The sequence below is a fragment of the Burkholderia sp. AU18528 genome (assembly GCF_002223215.2).
GTDB lineage: Bacteria > Pseudomonadota > Gammaproteobacteria > Burkholderiales > Burkholderiaceae > Burkholderia > Burkholderia semiarida.
The window spans coordinates 1288098-1300771 of sequence record NZ_NKFC02000004.1; the positions used below are offsets into that span (position 1 = coordinate 1288098).

7 protein-coding genes are annotated in these 12674 nt (G+C 63.8%); 3 read left to right on the top strand and 4 right to left on the bottom strand.

What is annotated here, in order from left to right; translation table 11 throughout:
• The first annotated feature begins 2 nt into the window (after positions 1–2).
• A complete protein-coding gene (locus CFB52_RS08725; RefSeq protein WP_144029729.1) occupies positions 3–770 on the top strand; it encodes a GNAT family N-acetyltransferase in 768 nt (255 codons plus the stop codon).
• Here CFB52_RS08725 and CFB52_RS08730 read toward each other — a convergent pair.
• The gene (locus CFB52_RS08730; RefSeq protein WP_099316421.1) at positions 737–1555 is read right to left on the bottom strand and encodes a response regulator transcription factor; all 819 of its coding nucleotides are present in this window, start codon (positions 1553–1555) and stop codon (positions 737–739) included. The genes CFB52_RS08725 and CFB52_RS08730 overlap by 34 nt on opposite strands.
• A gap of 175 nt (positions 1556–1730) precedes the next feature.
• On the opposite strand from CFB52_RS08730, the gene CFB52_RS08735 reads away from it, so the two are divergent.
• Positions 1731–2576 (top strand): carbon-nitrogen hydrolase family protein, encoded by an 846-nt coding sequence (locus CFB52_RS08735; protein ID WP_099316637.1) that lies wholly within the window; start codon positions 1731–1733, stop codon positions 2574–2576.
• Between the two features lie 120 nt (positions 2577–2696).
• Entirely contained in the window at positions 2697–4040 is a 1344-nt protein-coding gene (locus CFB52_RS08740) for an APC family permease (protein WP_099316422.1), read from the top strand.
• Between the two features lie 229 nt (positions 4041–4269).
• On the opposite strand, the gene CFB52_RS08745 is transcribed toward CFB52_RS08740, so the two are convergent.
• The 3 genes from CFB52_RS08745 to CFB52_RS08760 all read right to left on the bottom strand — a co-directional run bounded on the left by CFB52_RS08745 (position 4270) and on the right by CFB52_RS08760 (position 12649).
• The gene (locus tag CFB52_RS08745; protein WP_059578342.1) at positions 4270–5670 is read right to left on the bottom strand and encodes an ISNCY family transposase; all 1401 of its coding nucleotides are present in this window, start codon (positions 5668–5670) and stop codon (positions 4270–4272) included.
• 327 nt (positions 5671–5997) lie between these two features.
• On the bottom strand, positions 5998–8718 hold the full coding sequence (locus CFB52_RS08755; RefSeq protein ID WP_099316423.1) for a TonB-dependent siderophore receptor: 2721 nt from the start codon (positions 8716–8718) through the stop codon (positions 5998–6000).
• A 763-nt stretch (positions 8719–9481) separates the two neighbouring features.
• The gene (locus CFB52_RS08760) at positions 9482–12649 is read right to left on the bottom strand and encodes a multidrug efflux RND transporter permease subunit (RefSeq protein WP_099316424.1); all 3168 of its coding nucleotides are present in this window, start codon (positions 12647–12649) and stop codon (positions 9482–9484) included.
• Positions 12650–12674 lie beyond the last annotated feature (25 nt).

Consider the following 12674-nt stretch of genomic DNA (forward strand, 5'->3'; position numbering starts at 1 on the left):
GGGTGGGCGGCCGTCCCGATAATCGATGCATAAGGTCAGGGCAGGGTACGCGGCGACCCGGTGGCGACGCGCCCGACCCGCAGGAAAAGGCGGAGGGCACGATGGATACGATGGCGCCCGAATGGGCGGCCTGCGTCACGGCCAGGCAGGATGCGCCGGCGCTCGGCGTCCGGCGCGTCTGGGACGCGCGGGACGGAACGCCGATCCTCCTGCGTGCGATCGAGCCCGGCGATCTCGACATCGAACGCGAACTGGTCGACCGGCTGTCGAGCCGCAGCCGCTACCTGAGGCTGATGTCCGCACGTAAGCCGACCGAAGACGAATTGATCCGATGGACCCGCATCGATCGCCGGCGGGAAGGCGCGGTGATCGCGACGATCCGCGCCGGCGGTCGCGAGCGTTTGATCGGCGTTGCACGTTATGCGATTGACGATGGAGCAACCGAGATCGTCGAATGCGCGATCGTGATCGACGACGCATGGCAGCGGCAAGGGCTCGGCCGTATGCTGCTGTCGAGCCTGATCGATCTCGCGCGGCGCTCGGGCATGCGGCAGATGGTCGGCACGATGCTGACCGAGAACGATGCGATGAAAGGCCTTGCGCGTTCCGTCGGATTCACGCTGTCGCGCCAGCCGGGGAGTGCATTCGTGACGGATCTGCGGCTCGACCTGGATACCGTTGGGGAGCCTGACGAAGGGCGCTTGCAGGCATCCGGGCCGTCAGGACACGCGGCAAATCACGTGGATTCACCCGCTCTTGCCGGATCGTAGAACAACGCAAAGAGCTCGGATTGCGACCCGACACCGAGCTTTGCGTAGATATGCTTTTTATGCGCACGCACGGTCTCGAACGAGATCGACAGCTTCTCGCCGATCGCGCGCGACGAGAACCCGCTCAACGACAACATCGCCACTTCGATTTCGCGCGTCGTCAACGCACCGCGTCCGCTCTTGCCGGTCAGCGTGCCGAAGCGCGCGTGCGGATCGGGCAGCTCGCTTTCCGTTGCACGCGGCGCCTCCTTCGCGGCGAACGTCTCGAAGCGCAGGCGCTGCTGCATCAACGACAGCACCCACGGCGTGTACAGCGTGAGCAAGGCTATCTCGCGCTCGTCGTACTTGCTCGTCTTGCCGAGCGAAAAACCCAGCGTGTGATCGCGATCGATCACGACGTTGAAATGCACTTCGTCGCCGACGATGTTCTTCTTGAAATAGCGCTGGTAGTACTCGGTCATCCGGAAGTTGTCCGGCGCGACGTCGGCCAGCGTGTAGAAGCCCGACGCCTGCGTTTCGAATGCGGCGAGATAGAACGGATCGAGCTGGTAGAGCGCGGCAAGGTAGTCCTGGAACATCAGGTCGATCTTGCCGTCCGGCATCGCCTGTTCGGCGAGCACGAGCGGCGCGCCATCGCGTGCGAAACGCAGCGCGACCCAGTTGTCGAAAGCCAGGTGCCGTTCGAGCACGCGCGTGAGGCGCGCCCAGAAATGCGGGCCATCGAGCGCGTCGATGGCCGAACCAATCTCTCGATGAAAAGCGAGATCTCGCCATTCGAGGTCCATCGTGTGCTCCGGTGAGGGTAACCCTGGTGGGGAATTTCTGGTCAAAAATAATAACCCGATAATCGACCTCACTTCGACAGGCGGCGGTGGAGGCTGCTTTGCTCGACGAAGCGTCGTATGCGCGATGCAATGGATACGACACGCGAATGAAAGGGTATTGGAAGGAGTGGGCTTCATGCAGGTAGAACTCGCACAACTCGCGCTGGTCGACGGCGACGTCGCACACAACACGCGCAAGGTGATCGACACGATCCGGCGCGTCGATGTGGCAGGCGGCACGAAGCTGGTCGTGTTCCCCGAAACGACACTGTCGGGCTTCCCCACGCGTGACAACGTCGCCGATGTCGCGCAGACGCTCGACGGTCCCGCGTTGTCCGCGGTACGCGATGCGGCACGACAGAAGGGCGTCGCCGTCGCGGTCGGCCTCGCGGAACGCGACGGCGGACGGTTCTACAACAGCACGGTGCTCGTCGACGATCAGGGCGAGCTCGTGCTGCGCTATCGCAAGACCCATCTGTGGGCGTCGGATGTCGGCGTGTTCACGCCGGGCGACCGTTTCGTAACCTGTCCGTGGAATGGCCTGACGGTGGGCCTGCTGATCTGCTACGACATCGAATTCCCCGAGACGGCGCGCGCGATCGGTGCGCTCGATGCCGATCTGTTGATCGTCACCAACGGCAACATGGATCCGTTCGGCCCCGTGCATCGCCGTGCCATCGCGGCGCGTGCGATGGAGAACCAGATGTTCGCGCTGATGGTGAATCGCTGCGGCTCCGGTGATGACGACCTGACATTCGCCGGCCAGTCCGCACTGGTCGATCCGTTCGGCGAGAGCAGGCTCGAACTCGGCCGGGACGAAGCCGTCGTGCAGACGAGCCTCGATCTGACGCGTCTCGAAGCAAGCCGCGAACACTACAGCTATCTGCACGACGCACGCGTGACGCTCGGTCTCGCGCCCATCGAGCAGCCGAACGGACGCCGCGCGCTGATGATCGACGCGCGCCGTCACCGCACCGGGTAATCCGTCTCACTCGCTGTTCCTCTGCGACATCGCGCGGGCGTCACGCCCGGCGGTGCCGGCTCATTCCATTGAAAGGCCTGCCACAGGCATTCGATCGGCCTCGAAGGCCCAGGAGATAACATGCAAGCGTCGTCATCCCACGAACCCGCGCGCCTGAAGCGCACGCTCGGCTTGCCCTCCGTGCTGCTGTTCGGCCTCGCCTATATGGCGCCGCTGATTGTCTACGGTACGTACGGCGTGCTCGCCAAGGCCAGCGACGACACGGCCGCGCTCGCGTACCTGCTCGCTCTGGTGGCCATTGCGTTCACCGCGCTCAGCTACGGCAAGCTTGCGCGGCTCTTTCCGGCGGCAGGTTCCGCTTACACGTACACGCGCAAGACGTTCAACCCGCATCTGGGCTTCATGATCGGCTGGGCGACGCTGCTCGACTATTTTTTCCTGCCGATGGTGATCTGGCTGATCGGCGCGGCCTATCTGAACGCGGCATTTCCGCATGTGCCGACGTGGATCTGGATCGTCGCGTTCATCGTGCTGACGAGCGGCCTGAACATCGTCGGCATCGAACTCGCGGCACGCTTCAACATCGTGCTGATGATCGTGCAACTGGCGATCGTCGCGATGTTCGTCGTGCTGTGCTGGCACTACGCGTCGGCGGCGGCAGGCGCGGGCGGTATCGCGATGGCGGAGCCGTTCTTCAAGCCGCATGTGCCGTTCGGCGCGACGATGGCCGGTGCCGCGATCGCCGCGTACTCGTACCTCGGCTTCGACGCCGTATCGACGCTGACCGAGGAAACGATCGATCCGAAAAAGAACATGCCGCGCGCGATCCTGCTGATTGCGCTGATCGGTGGCGCGATCTTCGTGATCGCTGCGTACACGATGCAGCTCGCACACCCCGGCGTCGAGTTCAAGGACACGGATTCGGCTGCATTCGAAGTCGCGAAGATGATCGGCGGCGACCTGTTCGTGACGGTGTTCCTGGCAGGCCTGATCCTCGCGCAGTTCGCGTCGGGCATCTCCGCGCAGGCGAGCGTCGGCCGGCTGCTGTATGCGATGGGCCGCGATGAAATCCTGCCGAAGCGGATCTTCGGGTTCATTCACCCGCGCTTCAAGACGCCCGCGATCAACATCACGCTGGCCGGCGTCGTCGGATTGATCGCGTTGAAGCTGGATGTCGCCACGTCGACGTCGTTCATCAACTTCGGTGCGTTCCTTGCCTTTACGGCCGTCAATCTGTGCGTGATTCGCGTGTACCTGTCGGGCAATCACGGCGACGAGCGCAGGATCGGCGTGCTCGGCGGCATCGTCTTTCCGGTGATCGGCGCGGTGGCCGATATATGGCTGCTCGTCAGCCTCGAGAAGACGGCGCTCGTGCTCGGCGTCGTGTGGTTCGCGCTCGGGCTCGTGTATCTGTGCTGGATTACGCGGCTGTTTCGGCAGGCACCGCCGGAAGTGGCGATTTGACGGGACGCGACGAAACCGATGACCAGCCGGCGCCCGGTTAGCTTACGCGGCCCGAAAGCGGACATCTCTATGTAGCCAAAAGCGGACATTTCTATCTAGCCGCTACAACGTGATGTCATACCCGGATTCAGATGTCGTAGCGCGAGCTAAATACAGATGTCGCATGTTTCATCGGCTTTCCATCCTTCAGCGTTGAAGTGCCAGGCCTGAAGCAGCAGGGCGCTTACGTTCACCCGCGGGCCTTCGCAGACCGCCGATTCGATTCAGATTGATGTGTTTGTGAAGCGACCTGCAAGATGGCTGCTTCGATATCAGCTTCCGTGAACGCACGCTGTTTCTTGGCACCGGGTAACGATGCCTTGGCTCGTACCGGTAGCCCTCGATTGGCTCGCGACGGGGAACCCGAGATCCGCCGGTTATCACGCTGCGCCTGAACCGCTTCAGCCACCTGCAGTGCGTGACTCAGACGCTTGTGCTCGATGATCGCGCCTTGATCGACCTCTGCCAGCTTGTCGTAAAGGCGACATCGCAATACCTCGCCATCGGTCCGTATTTCGACCCGGCCATCCGGGTACTCCCAGACGTCGATGTAGCGATGAATCAGCTTCCGATTCTCGAGCGTATCGTCCAACAGATACAGCACCCGGTCGTACAGCACCGTCAGCGACTTCGAAACTCGGCGCGTTTCGCGCCAGGTCAGCAATTGGTCCAGATTCTCGTCACCTCGCAGCGGCCGGTGCGCATTGAAGTCGCTGCGCGGTGGCTTGGCGAAGCGCGCGTTATACATGACGATGAAGGAGGGCACATAAGCATTGGCGTCGGCCACCGTGCTGATGCCGCGCAATCGCATCTCCTTGACCAGCCGGTCCTGCAGCGTCAGGTGTGCTCGCTCGACACGTCCCTTGGCCGAGCTGCTGTTCGCGCAGAACGTGTCGATGTTCAATTCATACATGGCCCGGCCAAACTGCGTCACGCTGCTGCCGGTCTTGCCCGCGGTTGCGCTGCGGAACACGCTGTACTTGTCGCTATAGAACGCCACCGGCTTGCCGTAACGCTCCAGATACGCCCGCGTGGCCTCGAAGTAGCTGAAGGTCGATTCGGTCGCCGTAAAGTGCAGATGCATCAACCGGCTCGTCGCGTCGTCGACGTACACCAGCAGCGTGCAGGCCGGCGCCCGTTCCTCGAACCATCGATGATCGCTACCGTCGATCTGGATCAGTTCGCCCAGGCAGGCCCGGCGCGCTCGCGGCTGGTAGACCTTGGGCGGCCGTTGCCGGCGCGGAATCCAGAGCCCAGCGTCTGTCATCAGCCTTCTGACCGTTTCCTTCGACAACTGCAGCCCATGGCACTCCCAGAGCTTCTCGCAGGCCAGCGTCGGCCCAAAATCGGCGTAGCGCTCACGAATCAGGCTCAAGGCGCGATGAGCGAGATCCTCAGGCAACTGATGGTTGCTGGCGTGGCCACGACGCTGCGAAACCAGCCCGACCGGGCCAGCGGCGCGATACCGGGCGACCAGCCGTTCAATCTGCCGTCGACTGATCCCAAGTCGCTCCGCGGCTCGCCAAGGCATCAGACGCTGCTCGATCACGGCTTCCACGACCTTCAGACGATCCAGCTCCCGCATGCTCATGGTGATCAGTCCAGGTTGGCCCACGATGCGCTCCGGCAGTTCGAACCGCCGCCAGCATGCGCCGAAACCCTCGAACTACGACATTTCAACTTTGCCCAGATGCGACATTACTACTTTGCTCTTACACGTGAACTATCGATAATTATGATTATGTCAAATACGATAAAGTCGACTGCACGGAGTGCTGCTAGCCAAGCATCCTCGCATTCGAACCTTGCACCTCCGCCCTTGCCTTGAGTAAAGCCGGCTACCAGTCCAGCTCATTCCTCGTCGTCCCGGCGCGGGCCGCGCGCCGGGACCGGTTGCCGCCTGGCGGTTTCCTCCCTGTCAGAACCGGTACGTCGCCCCGATCTGGAAGAAGCGGCCAAGGTCCGTGTAGAGCGACTGGTCATAGCCAGTGATGTCGGGCACGGCTTGCCACTCGACGTCGAACGGCGGCTTCTTGTCGAAAAGGTTCGTGATGCCGCCGTAAATCGTCCAATGCTTGAAGCCGCGATAGTTGAACATGAGGTTGAACTGGCTATACGACGCCACCGATCCCGTACCGCCGTCGCCGAATTCCGCGGCCACGGCGTTCGTATAGGGTCCCGTGTATTGCCAGGTCAGCGTGGTGGTCAGCTGCCGGTAGTCCCAGCTCAGGCTCGTGTTGCCCTTCCAGCGCGGGTTGCTCGCGCCGAACGGCTGCAGCAGCGCAAGGTTGTTGCCGGCGAAGTCCTGCGGTGCAGTTCCGGGGCTGTGCAGCTTGAAGTGCCACACATAAGCCCAGTCGCCTGCGAGCGTGAACGTGCCGTACTTCGTGCGTACCGCCTTGCGGAAGTTGAGATCGAAACCATCGGTGTCGAGCGCACCGAGGTTCACGAAATGCTGAACGAGGTAACGCACCGATCCGTCGGCGTTGCGCACGACGCGGGAGGGATCGTTGGCGACGAGCACCGCGTTCGGATCGTCGGTGCCGATGACGCCGTCGATGCGGACCTTATAGAACGCCGCGCCAATATCGGTCATCGCATCGGGCGAAAGCTGGAAGCCGATGTTGTAGTTCTTCGTGTGCTCGGGCTGAAGATTCGGATTGCCCGCGACTTGCTCCGTCGTGAAGTGCTTCGTCGGCACACCGCTCGGATCGTTCGGATCGACGAGGTTCTGGTGAGAGAGATAGACGGCCTGCGAGTTTTCGACGAGGGTCGGCGCGCGGAAGCCGCGACTGTACGATGCATACGTCGTGAGCATTTGCACCGGCTGGAAACGCAGCGCAAAACTCGGCGAAAACGCCCCGCCGAAGTCGCTGTAGTGATCGTAGCGGCCCGCCTGCGTGAACGTCAGGTTGCGCAGGATCGGAATGTCGACCTGGTAGAACGCGGCGGCGACGTTGCGCGACCCCTCCACCGTCTGCACGTTCGCGGGCGCGGATACGCCCTGCGACGCGAGCGTCTGCGGGTTGATCGTCGACGATTCGTGGCGGAACTCGGTGCCCAGGCCCAGGCCGACCGGGCCGCCGGGCAGCGTGAAGAGATTCGACGTCGAGGCCTTGGCTGTCACGCTGTCGATCTTCGAGATGGCCTGCTGATCGTCGTCCGTGAAAACGCCGTTCAGGCCGTTTGGCGTGGCGGCCGGGTTCGAGAAGTTGTAGGTGCCGTTCGCGAGCATGTTCTCGAGGCCCGCGACGTTGATCCGGTTGCGATACGTCGTATCGACCGTGCTCTGCGAATGGCCGTAATCGGCCGACCAGTCCCATGCGCCGAATCTGCCCGCATCGAACGAACCTTTGACGCCCGTGTTCGCCATCCAGAACGTCGATACCGTGTCCGCCCCCACGACGTTGCCCGGGAAGGTCAGGTTGATCGCCGTCGGCACGCCGAACGGGTTATAGGGGTTGCTCACCGGTACGGTGCGCGGCAGCGGCGAAACGGACCCGGTCGACGGGTTGTAGACGTTCGTCGTGCTTGAGATCGAGGCCGGTCCCTGCAACTGGACGGTTTCATCGCGGCTCACCCAGAAGCCCGCATAGGCCTGCGTGTTGTCGTCGATCTTGAAGGTGGCGCGCACCTTCGCGTTCAGGCGCGTCGTGGACGGAACGAGCGATGTCGACGCGGCCGGGTTGTACGTGCAATTGGTCGCGCTCGTCTTGCTGCCGGGCGGGCACGGCGAAAGCGGCACCTTGGAGCCGTCCGCCAGCGACCAGTACGATTGCTGGTTCGGCCCGAGCGGCGCTGCCAGCCCGCCGGGATATTGCGTGAAGTCTTGCGCCGACGTCATGTCGCGATCGCCGAGCGTCGAGCCCGAATCGCGGTAATAGCTGGCGGCCGCGGTGACGTTGAAGCGGTCCGAATTCAGATCGCCGAAGCCGGCCAGTACGCTGAAGTTACCCTGCCCGTCGCCCGGATGCTGCGCCTTGCCGAGTTGGCCGTCGATCTGCAGGCCCTGAAAGTTCTTCTTCGTAATGATGTTGACGACGCCCGCGATCGCGTCGGAGCCGTAGACGGATACCGCACCGGTCTTGACGATCTCGACGCGCTCCACCATGTTCAGCGGGATCGCGTTGACATCGAAGAACGTGTCGGTGAAGTTCACCGACTGCGCATAGTTCGCGACGCGCTGGCCGTCGACGAGCACGAGCGTGTATTTCTCGCTGAGCCCGCGCAACGCCATGCCGGCGCCGCCGGGGGCCGAGCTGTTCATCGTCGTCTGGCCCCAGCTGCTTGCGGAGTTGGCCGAGGTCGAACGCAGGAAATCGGCGACCGTCGTGTATCCGCTTTGCTGGATTTCCTTCGCGGTGATGACCTGCACTTCGGTGTGACCGACCTTGTCGGATGTGCGGATCAGCGAGCCCGTCACCTCGAACTTGTCGAGCTTCTTCACGCTCTGCCCGCCGGCGATGGCGCCAGATGCCGGCGCGGGCGCGGCGGCGGCAGCGCTGCCGGTTTGCTCGGCGGCGACGCTCCCGTCGACAGGCGTTGTCTGCGCGTAAGCGGAGGTACCCAAAGCCGCCGTCAACGCGACTTCAGCCCATACGATGCTGCGTATTGCCGATCCCAAAGCCGTTGGTTTCATAACACCCCTCTGTCGTCGCAAGGCCTGACCTTTTTGTATGCACGGAGATTCGCCGGCCTTTAAATAGCGCCGCCCCGCTTTCCTGATTCGTCACCTGGCGATCGCAACCATTCCGTTCGCCCGCTCATTTATTTCAACGTTATTTCTTCTGCCGACAAGCGGAATTAATTTGAAATACAAGAAACGGCATTCCCATAGAGTTAGGAGGCCTAATTACATGAATCGATCTTTCCGCGCACCGAACGGCTGCAAACAAGCTGCACCCTGGAACATTCGCACCATGGCGCCTCGTCAATTAGCGCGTACGCGTTGCCAGGAAAGGCAACCGCTCGTTGAATGACTGCTTTACGCCTTCACTTTGAAAGCCTTAATACACGGAATCTTCATTACCGTTTACTACCAAAGTTTTACGTTGGACGCGAACATAGCAGGACAGAATCTATGCGTCAAAAAATATTTGATGCCACATAACTTTGTTTAGGTGCATTGAGCGCACTCGGTTGGTGCCGAATGAAAGCGATATGGTTCACCAGCCGATACCGTTGTGTTGTCTTCCTTGTTTGGCTGCTTTTCACCCCCTCGCGAATGCGCCGCAATGGAGCACACGGCCGGTACTCGTCAGCCAAAACTTTTTTGTTTAGCAAAGAGCGGGCACTCATCCTGAGAACAGATCGGACTCTTGATGGAGCAGCCCTTCGCGCACGCGCGCGGCGTCGCGCACCGGCGAGTTGACAGCCTTCGTGTGGAACACCCGTCGCGACCATCAATCGGTCTCCAGATTCCCGGGCGTTTCCACGCGCTGCGCGTCGCGCTTCATCACCGCCGCATGCCGCCCGCGCCGGCCTATGGACACGACTACCCGAAACGCCACCGGCGCGAACACCAGCCCGAACACTGTCGCTGCCAGCACGCCCCCGAACGCGCCGGTTCCGATCGAACGCCGGCTTTCCGCACCCGCGCCGGTCGCCAGCACCAACGGCACGACGCCGAGCAGAAACGCCATCGACGTCATCACGATCGGCCGAAACCGCGCAGCCGCCGCCTCGACCACCGCCTGCCGCAGCGGCACGCCGCGCCCGACGAGCTCACGCGCGAACTGCACGATCAGAATTGCATTCTTCGCCGACAACCCGATCACGGTAATCATCCCGACCTTGAAGTACACGTCGTTCGGCATCCCGCGCGCGAGCGCCGCCGCCAATGCCCCCACGATGCCGAGCGGCACGATCGTCAGCACCGACAACGGAATCGTCCAGCTTTCGTACAGCGCGGCAAGCGCCATGAACACCGCGAGCACCGACAACCCGACCAGCAGCGGCGTCTGCCGCGCGGCGATCCGCTCCTCGCGCGCCGCGTCCACCCAGTCGTAGCCGATCCCGGACGGCAGCATCGCGGCAAGCCGCTCCATCTCCGCCATCGCCGCGCCCGAACTGGTGTGGGTCGCCGCCCGGCCGCTGACGTCGAGCGACGGATAGCCGTCGTAGCGATTCAGCATCACGGGGCCGACCGTCCAGTGCGGCGCGGCGATGGCCGACAGCGGCACCATGTCCCCCGTGCGGTTGGGCACCGTCAGCGCCATCAGTTGCGCGTCGGTCGCGCGTGCGGCCGGATCTGCCTCGATGATCACGCGGCGCATCCGGCCCGACGCCGGAAAATCGTTGATGTAGTTCGAGCCGAACGTACCGCCGAGCAGCCCCGCGATGCGCTCGAACGGCACGCCAAGCGCATACGCCTTCGCGCGATCGACGTCGAGCTCGATGCGCGGCGCATCGGGCAAGTCCTCGAAATGCACGGACGCGAGCGCCGGGTCCGCCTTCGCGCGCGCGGCCATCTGCTCGCGAGCGGCCTTCAGCGTGTCGAGCCCGACCCCGCCACGATCCTCGAGACGGAACGTGAAGCCGTCCGCGTGACCGAGGCCGGGCACCGATGGCGGCAGCGTCGCTTGTACGTCGCCGTCGAGAATCCCGTCGAAGCGCCGGTTGAGGCGATCACGCAACGTCATCGCATCGACGTCGCGCTGCGTCCAGTCCTTCAACTCGACGAATGCCATCGCGACGTTCTGTCCGCTGCCCGCGAAACTCCAGCCGATCACGCTCGTCACGTTCGCGACGGCCCGCTCCGCGCGCAGAATCGCCTCGACGCGCTGGACGACCGCCACCGTGCGCGCTTGCGTCGCGCCAGCCGGCAACTGGATCATCACCTGCAGTTGCCCCTGGTCTTCGGTCGGCAGGAAGCCGCCCGGCATCATCCAGGACAGCAGCCCGCACACGGCCACGAGTGCGGCATAGAGGCCCGCGACCGTGCCCGTGCAGCGTACCGCCGACACGGTCACGCGCCGATAGCCGGCCTCGGCCCGCGCGAACGCGACGCCGAAACGGTCGGCCAGGCGCGCGCCGAGGCTGCGTCGTGGCACGCGGGCGCCTTCGCGACGGCCGACCGGTTTCAGCAGATTCGCGCACAGCGCCGGCGTGAGCGACAGCGCCATGAACGACGACACGAGCATCGACGCGATCATCGACACCGCGAACTGCCGGTAAATGCCACCGACGCTGCCCGGGAAGAACGCCATCGGCACGAACACGGCCGTCAGCACCGCCGTCACGCCGACGATCGCCCCGCCGATCCGCTTCATCGCGAGGCGCGTCGCCTCGCGCGGCGACACGCCCTCCTCCATCACGCGGTGCACGCTCTCGACCACGACGATCGCATCGTCGACGAGAATGCCGATCGCCAGCACGAGGCCGAACATCGTGAATACGTTGATCGACAGCCCGAACGCCCACATCGCGACGAACGCGCCCATCAGCGTGACGGGAATCACGACGGTCGGCACGAGCGTGTAGCGCAGCTCGCGCAGAAACAGCCACATCACGCAGAACACCAGCACGACGGCCTCGACGAGCGTCAGCACGACTTCCCGAAGGGCGATCGTCACGAAATGCGCGCCGTCGAATGGAATCTCGACCGCGACGCCAGGCGGCAGTGTCTTCGACAGCTCGGCAAGCCGCGCCCGAATCGCGTTCGACGTCTGGAGCGCGTTGCCGCGCGGGCCGAGCTGGATCCCGACGGTGGCCGCCGGGCGGCCGTTCAGCCGGGAATAGAACGAATAGTCGTCGCGGCCGATTTCGACGCGGGCGACGTCGGCGACACGCACCACCGAACCGTCCTGCTTCGACTTCAGCACGATCCGGCCGAACTCCTCCGGCGACGTCAGTTGCCCCTTGACGACGATCGTCGCGGTGAGCTGCTGGCCGCGCTCGAACGGCGCATCGCCGATCGCGCCGGCCGTGACCGTCGCGTTCTGCACGCCGATCGCGGCGATCACGTCGTCGGCGCCGAGGTCGTATTCGCGCAACTTGTTCGGATCGAGCCAGACCCGCAGCGCCTCGTCGGCGTCCCACAGCTGGGCCGCGCCGACGCCCGGCGCACGCTTCAGTTCGCGCAGCACGTAACGGTTCAGATAGTCGCCGAGCTGGGCGGAGTCGCGCGTGCCGTCGGTCGACGTCAGCGTGACGAGCATCAGGAACGTGTTGGCGGCCTTGAACACGCCGATGCCCTGCTGCACGACCTGCTGCGGCAGCCGCGGCTCGACCTGCTTCAGCCGGTTGTTGACGTCGACGAGCGCGATGTCCGGATCCGTGCCGGGCGCGAACGTCACGTCGATCTCGAGATTGCCGTGACCGTCGCTGCTCGTTTCGTAGTACTGCAGCCCGTCGGCGCCGTCGAGGCTTTCCTCGATGATGCTGCCGACGGCGCCGTCGACCGTCTCGGTCGACGCGCCCGGATAGGCCGCCGTGATCACGACGCGTGGCGGCGCAAGGCGCGGATACTGCGCGACCGGCAATTGCGGAATGGCGAGCACGCCCGCGACGACGATCGCGAGCGCGACGATCCACGCAAACACCGGGCGGTCGATGAAGAACGACGGCATCGGCGTGCGTCAGCGAACGGTGCGG